Below are 15,538 nucleotides of genomic sequence, written 5' to 3' on the forward strand. Positions count from 1 at the left end.
GTTCAATCTCTCATGTCGTCCGTTATTCCCCCCAGCTATCCTGATTTTGATGACGATGTTCCCCGGGATCGTCAGGTAGCACAGCTACGTATTCCGCCTCATTCCATTGAGGCCGAGTCGAGCGTGCTCGGTGGCTTGCTTCTCGACAACCATGCTTGGGATCGAGTCGGCGACTTGCTGAACGACTCCAATTTCTACCGCCACGAACATCGCCTGGTTTTTGCCGCGTGCGCCAAGCTCATCAACGAGAGCAAGCCGGCCGACGTGATTACCGTCTTCGAGGAACTTCAGCGCCTGGGCAAGGCTGATGAGATCGGAGGCCTCGCGTATTTGAACTCGTTGGCGCAATATGTTCCCAGCGCCAGCAACATCCGCCGCTATGCCGAGATCGTTCGGGAACGTTCCATTCTTCGCAAGCTAGTAACGGCCAGCGACGAGATAGCGACCAGCGCCTTCAATCCAGGCGGCAAGCCCGTAGCCAAGATTCTGGACGAGGCGGAGTCCAAGATCTTCAAGATCGGTGAAGAAGGCTCCCGCATGAAGCAGGGGTTTCAGGCTATGGACTCCCTGGTGGTCGATTTGCTCGACCGTGTTCAGGAAATGGCCGACAACCCGAACGATGTAACTGGTGTCCCCACCGGCTTTGTCGATCTGGACCGTATGACCTCGGGATTACAAGCGGGGGATATGGTGGTGCTGGCGGCTCGCCCTTCCATGGGAAAGACGGCGTTCGCCATCAACATCGCCGAGCATGTGGCTTTGAACGAGGGGTTGCCCGTTGCAGTGTTCTCCATGGAAATGGGCGCCGCCCAGTTGGCGGTGCGTATTGTCGGCTCCATCGGGCGAATCGACCAAGGGCATTTGCGGACCGGCAAGCTGACAGATGAAGAATGGCCGCGCCTTACCGAGGCCATTGAACGACTCCGCACGATTTCGCTGCACATTGACGAAACACCGGGCTTGACGCCAAGCGAACTGCGCGCCAACGCGCGGCGCCTAGCGCGCCAGTGCGGAAAGCTCGGCCTGATCGTGGTCGACTACCTGCAACTTATGAGCGGCAGTAGCTCTGACGGAGACAACCGAGCCACAGAGCTTGGCGAAATTTCCCGGGGCTTGAAAATGCTCGCCAAGGAACTCCAGTGCCCCGTGATCGCGCTGTCTCAGCTCAACCGAAGCGTGGAGCAGCGTACCGACAAGCGCCCGATGATGAGCGACTTGCGAGAATCAGGTGCCATTGAGCAAGATGCCGACATCATCATGTTCATTTACCGCGACGACTACTACAACAAGGACTCGCGTGAGCCTGGTGTCGCTGAGATCATCATTGGCAAGCAGCGTAACGGCCCCACGGGTACAGTGAAGCTGGCATTCCAGAAGCACCTTACGCGCTTCGAGAGTTTGGCTCACGGCAGCCATGACGATTTCTAATCCAAAGAATTAGAAAAATGGGCAACAAAAAGCCGGCTGCGAGAGCCGGCTTTTTTGCTAGTGGCGGTTGATTAGATCACCTTGGCGATCGACTGGCACACGTAGTCGATGTTCTTCTCGTTCAATGCAGCCACGCACATACGGCCGGTGTCGGTGCCGTACACGCCAAACTCGCTGCGCAGGCGCACCATTTGGTCTTTGCTGAGGCCAGAATAGCTGAACATGCCCACTTGGGTGGTGATGAAGCTCATGTCCTGCTGAACACCGGCAGCTTTCAAGCCATCAACCAGCTTCTGGCGCATGGCCTTGATGCGAGTGCGCATGCCGGCCAGCTCTTCTTCCCACTGAGCACGCAGTTTGGGGTCTTCCAACACCATGGCCACCACTGCGCCGCCATGTGTAGGCGGGTTGCTGTAGTTGGTGCGGATCATGATCTTCAGCTGTGACAGCACGCGGTCAGCTTCTTCCTTGTTGGTGCAAAGTACCGACAGCGCACCCACGCGCTCGCCATACAGGCTGAAGCTCTTGGAGAAGGAAGTGGAGACAAAGAAGCTCAAGCCTGCGGCGACGAACTTGCCCACCACTGCGCCGTCTTCGGCGATACCGTTGGCAAAACCTTGGTAGGCCATGTCGAGGAAGGGTGTCAGCTTGCCCGCCTTCACCACTTCGATCACCTGATCCCACTGTGCGGGCGTGATGTCGTAGCCGGTGGGGTTGTGGCAGCATGCATGCAGCACCACCACGGTGCCGGGCGCAGCGGCTTTCAGATCGGCCAGCATACCTTCAAAATTCAGGGCGCGGGTGGCGGCGTCGTAATAGCGATAGGTGCCCACCTCAAAGCCAGCCTGTGTGAACAGGGCGCGGTGGTTCTCCCAGCTGGGGTCGGAGATCAGCACCTTGGCGTCAGGCAGCATTTTCTTAATAAAATCAGCGCCAATCTTCAAGCCGCCCGTACCACCGAGCCCTTGCACCGTGGCGATGCGACCAGCCTTGAAAACTTCAGAATCAGCGCCGAACACCAGCTTCTTGACAGCGGTGTCGTAGGCTGCGATACCGTCGATCGGCAGGTAGCCGCGCGGCTTTGGGGAGTCCATCAGAGCTTTCTCAGCCGCTTGCACGCATTGCAACAGCGGCAGTTTGCCGTTTTCGTCGAAATAGACGCCTACGCCCAGGTTAACCTTGTTCGGATTGGTGTCGGCGGCAAACTGCTCGTTCAGACCCAGAATGGGGTCGCGGGGGGCCATTTCGACGGCGGAAAAGAGAGACATGGCGGCAAAATCCTGCAGAAAGGATGTCAAAGGACCAGACGCTGCCAAACGCGGCCAGGCCGCATGCGCTACGCTGGAGGGGGAAACCCTTGAATTTTAGCGGTTTGCCCTGAATGAATTTCAAATTATGACTTCCAATGTTGTGTCCAAAGTGCCTGTTGAGGGCAGTTTCCTGACCTTCCCCGATTCACCCTTCCAGCTCTACCAGCCGTATCCGCCTGCTGGCGATCAGCCGTCGGCCATTGATGCCTTGGTTGAAGGTGTGGAAGACGGTGAATCTTTCCAGACTCTTCTTGGCGTGACCGGGTCGGGAAAGACGTTCACCATGGCGAACGTCATTGCACGCTTAGGTCGGCCAGCGATCGTTTTTGCGCCCAATAAGACGCTGGCGGCACAGCTCTATAGTGAGTTCCGCGAGTTTTTTCCCAAGAACGCGGTGGAGTACTTCGTCAGCTACTACGACTACTACCAGCCCGAAGCTTACGTTCCCCAGCGCGATCTTTTCATCGAGAAAGACAGCGCGATCAATGAGCATATCGAGCAAATGCGTCTGTCGGCCACCAAGAGCGTGTTAGAGCGGCGTGACGTGGTTATTGTTGCCACGGTGAGCGCCATCTACGGTATTGGCGCGCCGGACGATTATCTTCAGATGCGGCTCATCTTGAAAGTTGGTGGCAAACAGCCTCAGCGCGAGACCATCGCCCAACTGGTGCGCATGCAATATCAGCGCAACGACACCGATTTTGCGCGTGGCTGCTTTCGTGTGCGCGGCGACACCATAGATGTGTTTCCGGCAGAGCACAGCGAACTGGCCGTGCGCATCGAATTATTCGACGACGAAACCGAGAGCATCCAGCTTTTCGACCCACTCACTGGCCGCGTGCAGCAGAAGGTGCCACGGTTTGTCATTTACCCCTCCAGCCACTACGTCACGCCCCGCGAGAAGACCCTGGCCGCGGTGGAGACCATCAAGGCTGAATTGAATGAGCGCCTGAAGCTTTTCGTGGCAGAAGGCAAGCTCGTTGAAGCCCAGCGGCTGGAGCAGCGCACGCGTTTTGATCTGGAGATGCTGACTGAACTTGGCCACTGCAAAGGTATTGAAAACTACACCCGCCACCTGTCGGGTGCCGCCCCAGGCGACCCTCCCGCTACGCTGACCGACTATTTTCCTCGCGACGCGATCATGTTCCTGGATGAAAGCCACCAGATGATCGGGCAACTCAACGCCATGTACAACGGAGACCGCGCACGCAAGACCACGTTGGTCGAGTATGGTTTTCGCTTGCCGAGCGCGCTCGACAACCGTCCGTTGAAGTTCGCTGAATTCGAGCAGCGCATGCGTCAGGTGGTCTTCGTTTCGGCCACTCCGGCCGACTATGAAAAGCAGCATGCCAGCAAAGTGGTCGAGCAGGTGGTTCGACCCACGGGGCTTTTGGATCCCGAAGTCGAGGTTCGCCCTGCCACGCATCAAGTCGACGATGTTCTGCAGGAAATTCGCATCAGAACCGACAAGCGCGAGCGCGTACTGATCACCACCTTGACCAAGCGCATGGCAGAGCAGCTTACCGAATACCTGACAGACAACGGCGTCAAGGTTCGATACATTCATAGCGACGTAGACACCGTCGAGCGTGTGGAAATCATCCGCGACCTGCGCTTGGGCACATTCGACGTACTGGTGGGCATCAACCTCCTGCGCGAAGGCCTGGATATTCCCGAAGTTTCGCTGGTTGCCATTCTGGATGCCGACAAGGAAGGCTTCCTTCGGGCTGAACGTTCACTTATTCAGACGATTGGCCGCGCCGCTCGCAACGTCAATGGCAAGGCCATTCTGTATGCCGACAAAATGACGGAATCCATGAAGAAAGCCATTGGCGAGACGGAGCGCCGCCGCAAAAAGCAGATGGCACACAATCTGGAGAAAGGCATCACGCCGCGCGGCATCGTCAAAGAGGTGCGTGACCTGATAGACGGCGTCTATAGCGAGCGCAGTGGTCGTGATGCGGAGCGCCTGCACGTCAGGGCAGCCCAATTACCAGAAGAAGCGATGTCCGAGAAGGATCTCGCCAAGGAAATTCGCCGGCTGGAGAAGCTCATGCTGGAACACGCCCGCAGCCTGGAGTTCGAGCAGGCCGCGCGCGTAAGGGATCAGCTGGCGGTGCTCAAAGTCAGGGTTCTGGGCGCTGCGGGGGAGGGCAGCGCCGCCGCCTGAAAGGATGCGGGCCGGGAGCTCTAAAGCGCTCGATGGAACGTGAAGTGAATCGATCAGGCACCGAATCTTTCGTATAGATGCCGTGCTGGTTCTTTAGCCCTTCACTTCCAGCTTGTTGTTGACCTGTTTGACCCCGTTCACCGCCTTGGCAATGGTTTCGGCACGTTCCTTGGCTGCCTGATTCGGCGCAGGTCCGTTCAGCGTTACCACGCCGCCCGAGGTGTCCACATCAATCTTGACCGCACTCAGATCTGGGTCTTTGACCAAGCCTGCGGAAACCGAGGCGGTGATCGCGGCGTCATCTACGCTGCTTGCTACGCGTTCTGCCGCAGCGCTGGCATCGGCGCGCATTTCGGCGGTGCCTTCCTTGATCTGTTCACCCATGCGGGACGCAGCTTCCTTGGCTTCCGCGGCTGCGGCGGCTGCCTTGGCCTCTGCTTCACGTGCTGCGTCCTCGGTCTTGGCAATGGCTGAATCAAGTTTCTGACCTGCGGTCTGATCTTCTGCCTTGTTGCAAGCGACCAACCCGGTCGCCAGCGCAGCAGCGGCAGCCAGAAGGGACAAGCGTTGTAAATGGTTTTTCATAGAGGATCACCTTCCTGGAGTTGAATTACGTTTGGATGGCTCAAATTTAGGTGCTCATTCGCGGCCAGCATGTCGGCTAGGGACTAAATCTCTGTAGGAGAAACCCAGCGCTCTCGCATGCCAAAAGCTGCTCGCCGGGGCCGAATTCTCAATGAGGGCGGGTGGCGCGCTAGTCCCGCTCTGCAAACCTGTTGCTGGTTGCATCAGGGAGTCTGTTCAACGGCCCTCGCGCTGAGACTTTGTACAGGCTTGAAGAACCGTTTTTTAGGCTGAAGAACGGTCCCTGCTCGGGTACACCGCAAGAGTCCCGCTGTCAAGAAGGGGAAATAGGTGTATACTTGATAAAAATACTCGGAAATAAATGAAGCTGAGCGCTAGGGGTAGCGGCAGTCATTGGTTATCCGGCGGTCCAGAGAAGACCGCGCGCATTGGGAAGCAGCCTGTATGCGTATGTTCAACCCACTGAATCAAGGAGTTCGCTATGCGCCTTACCACCAAAGGTCGGTTTGCGGTCACCGCGATGATCGACCTCGCGCTGCGTCAGGGCAATGGCCCCGTGACGCTCGCCGCCATCAGTCAGCGCCAGCAGATCTCTCTATCATACCTTGAGCAACTGTTTGGCAAGCTGCGCCGGCATGACCTCGTGGAGTCTACCCGGGGTCCTGGGGGTGGCTATTCGCTCGGGCGCAAAGCTTCTGACATCACCGTGGCCGACATCATTGTGTCGGTCGACGAGCCCATTGATGCCACTCACTGTGGCGGCAAGGAAAATTGCCACGGCGACGGCGGCCGTTGTATGACGCACGACCTCTGGACATCGCTCAACGCTCGCATGGTTGAATTCCTGGACTCGGTCACGCTGCAAAAGCTGGTAGATGATCAGCTCGCCAAAGGTATCGAAATAGAAGACAAGCCCGCTACCAAACGCGCTATTTCCAGCGCGCCGGTGGTCAAGCCGATTCGCGTGAACGCGCCCAACTCAGTCTTTGCACTGGGTGGAATCGCAGCCAAGTCTTCTTAATTTCTCAGTTTCAATTTTCTAGCTAGTTACGCCAACCATGAGCCAGACTCCTCACTTTCCAATTTACATGGACTACGGCGCCACCACGCCGGTAGATCCTCGCGTGGTCGACGCCATGATTCCCTGGTTGCGGGAGCATTTTGGCAACCCCGCCAGCCGCAGCCATGCCTGGGGCTGGGAGGCCGAAGCCGCCGTTGAAAATGCCCGCGGGCAGGTCGCAGACCTGATCGGTGCTGATCCCAGAGAGATCGTCTGGACCTCCGGCGCCACTGAGTCCATCAACCTCGCCTTGAAGGGCGCTGCGCATTTCTACAAAGGCAAGGGTAAGCACCTCATTACCCTCAAGACCGAACACAAAGCCACTCTTGACACCATGCGCGAGCTTGAGCGTCAGGGCTTCGAGGTGAGCTACCTCGATGTGCAGGAAGACGGTTTGCTGGATCTTGAAAAATTCAAGGCGGCCATTCGCCCCGACACCGTTCTGGCCAGCATACTGTTCGTCAACAACGAGATCGGCGTCATTCAAGACATCCCGGCCATCGGTACCATCTGCCGTGAAAAAGGCGTGCTGCTGCATGTCGACGGTGCTCAGGCTACTGGCCGCGTCGAAATCGACCTGAAGACACTGCCGGTTGATCTGATGAGTCTCACGGCTCACAAGACCTATGGCCCTAAAGGCATTGGCGCCTTGTATGTTCGCCGCAAGCCGCGCGTCCGTCTCGAAGCTCAGATGCATGGTGGTGGACACGAACGGGGCATGCGCTCAGGCACGCTCGCCACGCACCAGATCGTTGGCATGGGCGAGGCTTTCCGTATTGCCAAAGAGCAAATGGCAGACGACAACGCTCACGCCGCACGCCTTCAAAAGCGCCTGCTCGACGGGCTGAAAGAAATTGACCAGGTCTTCATTAACGGCAGCCTGGAGCGCCGTGTCCCGCAGAACCTGAACATGAGCTTCAACTTCGTGGAAGGTGAGTCGCTGATCATGGGCATCAAGGGCTTGGCTGTCTCCAGTGGCTCGGCTTGCACCTCTGCGTCTCTGGAACCCAGCTACGTGCTGCGTGCCCTGGGTCGAAGCGACGAACTCGCTCACTCCAGCCTGCGCATGACCATTGGCCGTTTCACGACGGAAGAGGAAATCGACTACGCCGTCGACACCATCCGAAAAAACGTCACCAAGCTGCGCGAGCTGAGCCCTCTATGGGAAATGCATCAGGACGGCGTGGATCTTTCCACCATCCAGTGGGCGGCACATTAAATACAGGCATTCAGCGAACGATTTCCGAGCACGAATCCCCGCGCTGAACACCCAACCTAGGAGATACGAACATGGCCTATTCTGAAAAAGTCATCGACCACTACGAAAACCCCCGTAACGTGGGCAGTTTCGACAAGGGCGACGAATCTGTGGGCACCGGCATGGTCGGCGCCCCGGCCTGCGGCGACGTCATGAAGCTGCAGATCAAGGTCAACCCGACCACCGGTGTGATCGAAGACGCCCGCTTCAAGACCTATGGCTGCGGTTCAGCCATTGCCAGCAGCTCACTCGTCACTGAGTGGGTCAAGGGCAAGACACTGGACCAGGCCGCTGAGCTGAAGAACAGCCAGATCGCCGAGGAACTGGCTCTTCCGCCGGTGAAGATCCACTGCTCGATCCTGGCCGAAGATGCCATCAAGGCTGCGGTCAACGATTACAAGCAGAAGCACGCCCAAGCCTGAGCGGCAGATAGCTCTTTCAACTCGAAGCGTACGTTCTCAGCTCTAGAAAAATGACCGTCTCCCTTACTGAAGCCGCCGCACGGCACGTCACCAAGTATCTCGCCAAGCGTGGCAAGGGCGTGGGCGTGCGGCTGGGTGTCAAGACGACCGGGTGTTCCGGACTGGCTTACAAGCTTGAATACGTGGACGATGTTGTCCCTGATGACGTGATGTTCGAGCAGCACGGAATCAAGCTCATGATCGATCCGAAGAGCCTGGCCTACATTGATGGCACCGAGCTGGACTACGTGCGTGAGGGGCTTAACGAAGGCTTCAGATTCAACAACCCCAACGAGCGAGATCGCTGCGGCTGCGGAGAGTCGTTCCGCGTCTGACGGAGCAATCTTTGTAGATTGGGCTGACGCAGGAAGCCCAACGCCACGCTGGCGGACGCACTCGTGTTTCAGGTTGAGCGGGCTGCATACCCCTGCGCTTCGCCGGAAGAAAAGACCACTCCCATGAACCTCCAGTCCACCGATTTCGAACTCTTCGGCGTGCCGACTTGCTTCGCGCAAGATGCCGCCTTCCTGGATGCGCGCTGGAAAGAGCTTCAACGACAGGTACACCCCGACAGGTTCGCCACACAGGGTGCGGCCGCTCAGAGGGTAGCTATGCAGTGGTCGGCTCGCATCAACGAAGCCTACCGACGCCTGAAAGATCCGCTCAAGCGTGCTGCTTACCTGTGCGAACTACATGGTTCGCCCATTGAGGCTGAGAACAATACCGCTATGCCGGCAGAATTCCTCATGCAGCAGATGGAATTGCGCGAACACCTGGACGATGCCGACACCTCAGAGGAGTTGCATCGCATCGAACAGTTGTCTGGGTCCCTGCTGCTTGATACGCTGCAAGCAATCGAGCATAAGGCGGACGTGGAGAAAGATTGGCCCCAGGTCGCACAATCCGTGCGGGCACTCATGTTCCTGGATAAGTTCGCCTCAGATGTCGCGCGCAAGCGTGAGACACTCGCTGCGTGAGCATCGGCTCAGGGGCTTTTGACCGCAAAGCCGCACCTCCTGAACTTCGGGCATCTAACTGGCTCCAGGTATCTCCAAGAATTTTTGCAAGAAGACTAGTAAACCCCTTCATGGCGCTGCTTCAGATTTCAGAACCCGGCCAATCGCCTGATCCCCATCAAAGGCGCATTGCGGTTGGCATAGACTTGGGCACCACGCACTCGCTGGTAGCCTCCGTGCGTCACGGTGTGGCCGAATGCCTGCCAGATGATGAGGGCAGGGTGCTTCTGCCTTCCGTCGTGCGCTACCTCGCTGGCGGGCGTCGTCAGATCGGCTATGCCGCCCTTTCCGCAGGCGCCGCAGAGGATGCTCAAAACACCATTCATTCCGCCAAGCGCTTCATGGGGCGCGCCCTGAGCGACATCGCGAACCCTGAAAAGCAGCCCTACCGGTTCATCGATCAGCCAGGCATGCTCGCCATAGACACTGTTCACGGATCGAAGTCTCCGGTCGAAATCAGTGCCGAGATCCTGGCCACGCTTCGCCAGCGCGCCGAGGACACGTTCAATGACGACCTCTATGGTGCTGTCATCACCGTGCCGGCGTACTTTGACGACGCGCAGCGCCAAGCCACCAAAGATGCCGCCCAACTGGCCGGCATCAACGTATTGCGCCTGATCAACGAACCTACGGCAGCGGCCATCGCCTACGGCCTCGACAACGCCAGTGAAGGCGTCTACGCCGTGTTCGATCTTGGTGGCGGCACGTTCGATATTTCCATATTGCGTCTTACGCAAGGCGTGTTCGAGGTCATTGCCACCGGTGGTGATTCAGCACTGGGCGGAGACGACTACGACCGTGCGTTAATTGATTGGGCATTGGCTCAAACTGGCGCAACAATGACCTCCCCAGAGGCGAGGGCTGCGCTGAAAGCAGCGGCACGCAGTGCGAAAGAGGCTCTGAGCGCCCATGACTCCACCGTATTCAGGGTGGAATCCGGGGTCGATATCATGGAAGTCACGGTAACGCGGCACGATTTCGAGTCGGCCACGTCCGAACTTACGGCGCGCTGCATGGGTGCAGTACAACGTGCCCTGCGCGACGCCAAGCTGTCTACGCAAGACGTCGAAGGAGTCGTCATGGTAGGTGGCTCCACGCGCATGCCGGTAGTCCAGCGCGCGGTAGCTGACATGTTTGGCAAAGCGCCGCTGGTTAACCTGAACCCTGACGAAGTCGTGGCCCTGGGGGCAGCCATTCAGGCCAATCAACTGGCTGGCAACGATGCCGCCGGAGATCTGCTGCTGCTCGACGTGATCCCTCTGTCTCTCGGCATCGAGACCATGGGTGGTCTGGTGGAACGTATTGTTCCCCGCAACCAGACCATTCCAGTTGCCATGGCACAAGATTTCACGACCTACAAAGATGGGCAAACCGCTCTGGCTTTGCACGTTTTGCAGGGCGAGCGCGATCTTGTGCAAGACTGCCGCAGTCTGGCCCGATTCGAACTGCGGGGTATTCCGCCCATGGCTGCGGGCGCAGCTCGCATTCGCGTTACCTTCGCCGTCGATGCTGATGGCTTGCTGAGTGTGACCGCGCAGGAGCAGTCAAGCGGCGTGGAGGCCAAGATCGACGTCAAGCCCAGTTACGGCCTAAGTGACGAACAGATCGCCACCATGCTGCAGGAGAGTTTCAGCACGGCAGAGGCCGACATCAAGGCGCGTGCGCTTGCCGAGGCCCGCGTTGACGCCGACCGCATGCTGTTGGCCACACAAAGCGCGCTGGACGCTGACGGGCAACTTCTGGAACCTGCGGAACGCGCCACTATTGATGCCCTCATGCTCTCGCTACGGGCCATTGCGGCCAACAGCGCAGATGCCCAGGCGATCGAAGATGCTACCGAGGCCCTGGCCCACGGAACCGAGGCTTTTGCTGCCGCCCGCATGAACCATAGCATTCAGCAAGCGCTGGCCGGCAAGCGGGTCGACACACTCTGAATTTTTTCCATGCCTGTCATAAAAATACTCCCACACCCAGAATATGCACCGCAGGGTGCCGAAATTCAGGCCACGCCCGGCCATACGATCTGCGAAACCCTGCTGGAAAACAACATCCAGATAGAGCATGCATGCGACATGAGTTGCGCTTGCACCACCTGTCACGTGATCGTTCGCCAGGGGTATGAGTCCTTGAACGAGGCAGAAGAGGAAGAGGAAGATCTGCTGGATCGCGCTTGGGGCCTGGAGCCTCAGTCGCGTCTGTCGTGCCAGGCCATAGTGGCGCAGAAGGATCTCACCGTGGAGATTCCACGCTACTCTATCAATCACGCCAAGGAAAATCACTAAGGCTGTATGTCCCGTCAGATCGTTCTAGACACCGAGACCACCGGCCTTTCTGCCGATGCGGGGGACCGCATCATCGAGATAGGTTGCGTAGAGCTGGTTGCGCGCAAGCTGACCGGCAATAACCTGCACTTCTACATAAACCCCGAGCGCGACAGCCATGAAGATGCGCTAAAGGTACACGGCATCAGCAATGAGTTTCTGCGCGACAAGCCGAAGTTTGGCGAGCTGGCCGAAGAGATTCTGGAGTACATCAGGGGTGCGGAACTCATCATTCACAACGCCGCGTTTGACGTTGGCTTTTTGAACAAGGAGTTCGAGCGCCTGGGGCTGCCAGGCATAGAAGCGCACGTCGAAGCTGTGACCGACACCTTGGCCATGGCCAAGCAGCTCTACCCCGGAAAGCGCAACAGCCTTGACGCGCTCTGCGACAGGCTAGGCGTGGACAACTCGGGTCGTACGCTCCACGGCGCTCTGCTAGATGCAGAGTTGCTCGCCGATGTCTACATCAACCTCACGCGCGGTCAAGACGCATTGCTGATTGATGTGGCCACCTCTGGCGAAGACGAAATGGCAGGGGCGCAACGCATAGACCTGACGGGTTATGTTCTGCCTGTGCTCGCCGCCAACGAGCAGGAGTTGGCCGCACATGAAGACCTTCTCACACAGTTGGACAAGGCCAGCGGCGGAAAAACTGTGTGGCGCCAAGCCGAGTCCGCGCAGATTTCCTAAATAAATATGGCATAATCTCATCTTTCACCGGAAGGCCAAGGCTTTTTCGGTAAAGGGTGATTAGCTCAGCGGTAGAGCACTGCCTTCACACGGCAGGGGTCGCAGGTTCAAACCCTGCATCACCCACCAAAATTCCTATATAGATCAAGGGCTTGGAACATCATTCCAAGCCCTTATCTGTTTTCGACGTCCAGACGATGTGTCTTTGACGCCCCTTAGCGACGATGAACGTGTCACGGTGCGTGTCACGGTCGCTCCTGGGCCGTGTAGAAAACCTTGTGGGCTTTTTGGCACCGGTGCCGTGCGCCGGGAACCCGATGATGGCTCTGCGCCTGGGGTGGGCGCAGATGCCGCAGGTCGCGCAGCTCACGTCGTCGCGCACGGTCGCAGTGCACACGGCGATGAATCGTTCGTCGTTAGTCACACTGGGCTTGGTCTGGTCGGCTGGGAGGATCGTGACCACTGGGGCGATCTCTGCCTGTGCAGGGACTACCCACATTAATACCTTCCTGTATGCCATGCCATGCGCCGTCGCGCGAGCAGTGCGCGCTACCTGCATAGTACGGCTTTCTCTCTCGTTGCGTGCAAACCCAAATACGGGAATATCCCGCATTTAAGAACAAAGAGAGGCGCAGGTGGTGGCCAGGGGATGTACCCGAAGCTGGGCGCTCGGCTCGCACAGCGGCTGGGCGAAGACTTCGCAGTCTGGTGAGATTCCCAGATCGACAGCATCTGCCGCAGCAGAACCTGTACCGCTAACCCTCTCTATTAGGGGGCCCACTGCGACCCAGGGCCCTTGTTGTGAATTCGTGAATAAGTGATTACACTGTAGGCATGTACAACGTCAAGCAACTGCCTGAGTTTTCGAAGTGGCTGTTTGGCTTGCGCGATGGCATGACACGGCGACGCCTTGCCCGTAGGCTTGAAAAAGTTCAGCGCGGTTTGCTGGGCGATGTGGAGCCGGTGGGCGAGGATGTATTCGAGATGCGCGAATTCTTCGGCCCTGGTTGGCGCATGTACTACGTGCATGCGAGGCGACACCCTGATCGTGATGATTGGTGGCGGTGACAAGTCCACTCAATCGGCCGACATTGCTGCCGCCAAAGCATTGGCGCGGAGCCTTTGAAGGAGTGAACCCATGAATGCAAAAATCAATATTGCCGAACTGCCTGAGTTCGATATGGCCGAACACCTTGACAGTGACCAGGCCATTGCCGAGTACCTGACCATTGTGCTTGAGGAAAATGACCCGGCAGAACTAACGGCCGCTCTGGGCACCATTGCTCGCGCCCGCGGCATGACCGAAGTAGCCAGGTCAAGCGGCCTGACGCGCGAAGCGCTGTACAAGGCGCTTCGCCCTACATCTCAGCCGCGCTTTGACACCATCATGAAAGTGCTGTCGTCAATGGGGCTGAAGCTCAGCGTGCAGCCTGTTTCGCACGTCTGATTCTCCTGCGTGTGGCGCAGCTCGACGCAAGCGATGCAGAAACGCAAGCTGTTTGATGAACTGATGGAAGGCCTTGGCGATCTTGCTGCAGAGCGCGAGGGAACGAAAACGCCTCGTCCACTTAAGGTAAATTTGAAGGCCGCGCCTGAAGTGACTGGCGCTGGTGATTCGGTGCAATCTCGGTGCATTTCGGTGCAAATCAGTACCGATTCAGGCTCGCCAACTTGCGCCACTCCCCTCTGAAACCTCTGATTTCACTAACGCTTAATTGCCTTCACACGGCAGGGGTCGCAGGTTCAAACTCTGCATCACCCACCAAATTCAAAACCCTCTTAAGTCAACGATTTAAGAGGGTTTTTTATTTTTCGAACGTACCCTGATCAGCCATGTTGCACATGGTTGGCTCATCCTTATTTATGACTTGGTGCTAATTTTTCGCCCATGAACTCCACACGAGCCGCAGGGGCGAGGAGAATTGGATGCCCAGTATCACCAAGCGTTGCTACACCTCATGACAAGTCGCAGCCAAGGGCAGCGCCCTTAAGATCAAGGCAGAAATCAGTTCCACGCTGTATTTAAACGCAGAGCATGGCCGGATAGAAACGCATTTGGAAACCACGAGGGCTGAGCTGCATATGAATAAAGTCAAAACCAACAATGGCGTATGGAGGGCACGGTCAGCGGCAATGGCAGTTCTGGGCTGTCTGTCATTGCTGGTTGGCGTGGTGCCGTCAGTGGCGGCGGAAAACACACAGCCTTTCAAGGCTCAGGCGAACGCCGGCAGCGATACGGAACGCAGCGCACGCGACATTCAGTGGCTGGAGATGACCAGAAACATCACGCACCGCGCAGCCTTTTGGCTGGCGGAATCCGTAGACAGCTGGTTCGGCGACAAGGACTATAGGGCGAATGGGGGAGAGGTCACCGGCTACGTCAGACTCAATGGTCTGTGGGAAGAGGGGCAGAGAACGACAGGCAATGTGCGTTTTCGACTGCGGGCAAACTTCCCAAACCTGAAGAGCCGTGCCTATGCGTTTGTGGGAAAAGACAATGAACGTGAAGAAGTGATCGACCAGCCTGAAGCCTTCCGTAAGGAACAGCTTCTGCTCACGGAAAGCCGCCGGGATGACCAATCCTTCTTTGCAGGGCTTGGCTATGATTTTCGTGATTCGGTGGATTTCCGCATAGGGGTGCGCGGTGGCTTGAAGCCCTATGTTCAGGGGCGATATGCCAATCAATGGGCGCTTTCTGAACGGGAAATGTTGTACTTTCGGCAAACTCTGTTCTGGTCTGTCAGTGAGAGCCTGGGAGCCACCACCGTGGTGGATTACGTGCGTATTCTTGATCCATCGCTCAGTTTGCGTTGGGCCAACACGGGCACAGCAACGCTGCGCAGCAATGGTTTCGAATGGTATTCCAGTCTGGGTTTGTTCAAGGCGTTGCCGAGGGATCGCCTGCTTTCGGGTGAGGCGATTGTCCAAGGAGAAACCCGTGCGGTGAAAGTCTCCAACTACGGTGTGCGGGTGAACTGGCAGCAGCCCATCTACAAGGACTGGTTGATAGGGAGCGCCAATGTCGGGTATTTCTGGCCGAAGGACAGTGAGAGGGTCAGCCGGAGGGACGCGTGGGTCATTGGCGCCAGCGTTGAGTTGCGCTATTGAAACCTCTTTGTACCCGGCTAACGGTACCAGATCGCCGAATAACGTCAGGTACGAAAGTCCCCCCGATGGCCACTTCAAATTCCCCCACTATGGCCAGTCAAATTCCCCCATGGCAGGACGGTTGGATTATG

The 15,538-nt window shown here is 57.6% G+C and carries 16 protein-coding genes and 1 tRNA gene; 14 read left to right on the plus strand and 3 right to left on the minus strand.

Annotation, left to right across the window (positions count from 1 at the left end; all coding sequences use genetic code 11):
• The first annotated feature begins 12 nt into the window (after positions 1-12).
• Entirely contained in the window at positions 13-1,428 is a 1,416-nt protein-coding gene (gene dnaB, locus AAAK34_RS09135; RefSeq protein ID WP_231695033.1) for a replicative DNA helicase, read from the plus strand.
• Between the two features lie 71 nt (positions 1,429-1,499).
• On the opposite strand, the gene AAAK34_RS09140 is transcribed toward dnaB, so the two are convergent.
• Complete coding sequence (locus AAAK34_RS09140) at positions 1,500-2,696, minus strand: amino acid aminotransferase (protein ID WP_231695032.1); 1,197 nt, start codon at positions 2,694-2,696, stop codon at positions 1,500-1,502.
• Positions 2,697-2,823: 127 nt separating this feature from the next.
• Here AAAK34_RS09140 and uvrB point away from each other — a divergent pair, with 127 nt between their 5' ends.
• A complete protein-coding gene (gene uvrB, locus AAAK34_RS09145; RefSeq protein ID WP_231695031.1) occupies positions 2,824-4,908 on the plus strand; it encodes an excinuclease ABC subunit UvrB in 2,085 nt (694 codons plus the stop codon).
• A gap of 93 nt (positions 4,909-5,001) precedes the next feature.
• On the opposite strand, the gene AAAK34_RS09150 is transcribed toward uvrB, so the two are convergent.
• A complete protein-coding gene (locus AAAK34_RS09150) occupies positions 5,002-5,493 on the minus strand; it encodes a BON domain-containing protein (RefSeq protein ID WP_231695030.1) in 492 nt (163 codons plus the stop codon).
• Positions 5,494-5,974: 481 nt separating this feature from the next.
• Here AAAK34_RS09150 and iscR point away from each other — a divergent pair, with 481 nt between their 5' ends.
• The 9 genes from iscR to AAAK34_RS09195 all read left to right on the plus strand — a co-directional run bounded on the left by iscR (position 5,975) and on the right by AAAK34_RS09195 (position 12,428).
• Entirely contained in the window at positions 5,975-6,514 is a 540-nt protein-coding gene (gene iscR, locus AAAK34_RS09155) for a Fe-S cluster assembly transcriptional regulator IscR (RefSeq protein ID WP_231695029.1), read from the plus strand.
• Positions 6,515-6,551: 37 nt separating this feature from the next.
• Positions 6,552-7,772, plus strand: coding sequence for an IscS subfamily cysteine desulfurase (locus AAAK34_RS09160; protein WP_231695028.1), 1,221 nt, complete (start codon positions 6,552-6,554; stop codon positions 7,770-7,772).
• Positions 7,773-7,843: 71 nt separating this feature from the next.
• Complete coding sequence (gene iscU / locus AAAK34_RS09165; protein ID WP_231695027.1) at positions 7,844-8,233, plus strand: Fe-S cluster assembly scaffold IscU; 390 nt, start codon at positions 7,844-7,846, stop codon at positions 8,231-8,233.
• Positions 8,234-8,283: 50 nt separating this feature from the next.
• A complete protein-coding gene (gene iscA, locus AAAK34_RS09170; protein WP_231695026.1) occupies positions 8,284-8,607 on the plus strand; it encodes an iron-sulfur cluster assembly protein IscA in 324 nt (107 codons plus the stop codon).
• A gap of 123 nt (positions 8,608-8,730) precedes the next feature.
• Positions 8,731-9,249: a Fe-S protein assembly co-chaperone HscB gene (gene hscB / locus AAAK34_RS09175; RefSeq protein ID WP_231695025.1), complete on the plus strand. Its 519-nt coding sequence runs from the start codon at positions 8,731-8,733 to the stop codon at positions 9,247-9,249.
• Positions 9,250-9,359: 110 nt separating this feature from the next.
• Positions 9,360-11,222 (plus strand): Fe-S protein assembly chaperone HscA, encoded by a 1,863-nt coding sequence (gene hscA / locus AAAK34_RS09180; RefSeq protein ID WP_231695024.1) that lies wholly within the window; start codon positions 9,360-9,362, stop codon positions 11,220-11,222.
• A 9-nt stretch (positions 11,223-11,231) separates the two neighbouring features.
• Complete coding sequence (gene fdx / locus AAAK34_RS09185; RefSeq protein WP_231695023.1) at positions 11,232-11,570, plus strand: ISC system 2Fe-2S type ferredoxin; 339 nt, start codon at positions 11,232-11,234, stop codon at positions 11,568-11,570.
• A 6-nt stretch (positions 11,571-11,576) separates the two neighbouring features.
• Positions 11,577-12,299 carry a DNA polymerase III subunit epsilon gene (dnaQ, locus tag AAAK34_RS09190; RefSeq protein WP_231695022.1) on the plus strand — a complete coding sequence of 241 codons (723 nt, stop codon included), beginning with the start codon at positions 11,577-11,579 and terminating at the stop codon, positions 12,297-12,299.
• 54 nt (positions 12,300-12,353) lie between these two features.
• Positions 12,354-12,428 (plus strand) — tRNA-Val (locus AAAK34_RS09195).
• Between the two features lie 31 nt (positions 12,429-12,459).
• On the opposite strand, the gene AAAK34_RS09200 is transcribed toward AAAK34_RS09195, so the two are convergent.
• Positions 12,460-12,798 (minus strand): DUF7227 family protein, encoded by a 339-nt coding sequence (locus AAAK34_RS09200; RefSeq protein WP_431777956.1) that lies wholly within the window; start codon positions 12,796-12,798, stop codon positions 12,460-12,462.
• Positions 12,799-13,133: 335 nt separating this feature from the next.
• Between AAAK34_RS09200 and AAAK34_RS09205 the strand changes: the two genes are divergently transcribed.
• From AAAK34_RS09205 to AAAK34_RS09215, 3 genes are all read left to right on the plus strand, one after another.
• Positions 13,134-13,367, plus strand: coding sequence for a type II toxin-antitoxin system RelE/ParE family toxin (locus AAAK34_RS09205; protein ID WP_431777957.1), 234 nt, complete (start codon positions 13,134-13,136; stop codon positions 13,365-13,367).
• Positions 13,368-13,437: 70 nt separating this feature from the next.
• Positions 13,438-13,746 (plus strand): addiction module antidote protein, encoded by a 309-nt coding sequence (locus AAAK34_RS09210; RefSeq protein WP_231695020.1) that lies wholly within the window; start codon positions 13,438-13,440, stop codon positions 13,744-13,746.
• Between the two features lie 635 nt (positions 13,747-14,381).
• Positions 14,382-15,407, plus strand: a complete 1,026-nt coding sequence (locus tag AAAK34_RS09215) for a hypothetical protein (protein WP_231695018.1) — start codon at positions 14,382-14,384, stop codon at positions 15,405-15,407.
• Positions 15,408-15,538 lie beyond the last annotated feature (131 nt).

The sequence above is a fragment of the Ottowia caeni genome, from assembly GCF_050821495.1.
In the GTDB taxonomy this organism is placed as follows: Bacteria; Pseudomonadota; Gammaproteobacteria; order Burkholderiales; family Burkholderiaceae_C; genus Ottowia; species Ottowia caeni.

Excerpts from the sequence above, each read along its gene's own strand:
- AAAK34_RS09150 (WP_231695030.1), bottom strand. The coding sequence starts at position 5,493 with ATGAAAAACCATTTACAACGCTTGTCCCTTCTGGCTGCCGCTGCTGCG.
- AAAK34_RS09160 (WP_231695028.1), top strand. The coding sequence starts at position 6,552 with ATGAGCCAGACTCCTCACTTTCCAATTTACATGGACTACGGCGCCACC.
- dnaQ (WP_231695022.1), top strand. The coding sequence starts at position 11,577 with ATGTCCCGTCAGATCGTTCTAGACACCGAGACCACCGGCCTTTCTGCC.
- AAAK34_RS09215 (WP_231695018.1), top strand. The coding sequence starts at position 14,382 with ATGAATAAAGTCAAAACCAACAATGGCGTATGGAGGGCACGGTCAGCG.
- AAAK34_RS09210 (WP_231695020.1), top strand. The coding sequence starts at position 13,438 with ATGAATGCAAAAATCAATATTGCCGAACTGCCTGAGTTCGATATGGCC.
- hscA (WP_231695024.1), top strand. The coding sequence starts at position 9,360 with ATGGCGCTGCTTCAGATTTCAGAACCCGGCCAATCGCCTGATCCCCAT.
- hscB (WP_231695025.1), top strand. The coding sequence starts at position 8,731 with ATGAACCTCCAGTCCACCGATTTCGAACTCTTCGGCGTGCCGACTTGC.
- iscU (WP_231695027.1), top strand. The coding sequence starts at position 7,844 with ATGGCCTATTCTGAAAAAGTCATCGACCACTACGAAAACCCCCGTAAC.
- fdx (WP_231695023.1), top strand. The coding sequence starts at position 11,232 with ATGCCTGTCATAAAAATACTCCCACACCCAGAATATGCACCGCAGGGT.
- dnaB (WP_231695033.1), top strand. The coding sequence starts at position 13 with ATGTCGTCCGTTATTCCCCCCAGCTATCCTGATTTTGATGACGATGTT.
- iscA (WP_231695026.1), top strand. The coding sequence starts at position 8,284 with ATGACCGTCTCCCTTACTGAAGCCGCCGCACGGCACGTCACCAAGTAT.
- iscR (WP_231695029.1), top strand. The coding sequence starts at position 5,975 with ATGCGCCTTACCACCAAAGGTCGGTTTGCGGTCACCGCGATGATCGAC.
- AAAK34_RS09205 (WP_431777957.1), top strand. The coding sequence starts at position 13,134 with ATGTACAACGTCAAGCAACTGCCTGAGTTTTCGAAGTGGCTGTTTGGC.
- AAAK34_RS09140 (WP_231695032.1), bottom strand. The coding sequence starts at position 2,696 with ATGTCTCTCTTTTCCGCCGTCGAAATGGCCCCCCGCGACCCCATTCTG.
- uvrB (WP_231695031.1), top strand. The coding sequence starts at position 2,824 with ATGACTTCCAATGTTGTGTCCAAAGTGCCTGTTGAGGGCAGTTTCCTG.
- AAAK34_RS09200 (WP_431777956.1), bottom strand. The coding sequence starts at position 12,798 with ATGTGGGTAGTCCCTGCACAGGCAGAGATCGCCCCAGTGGTCACGATC.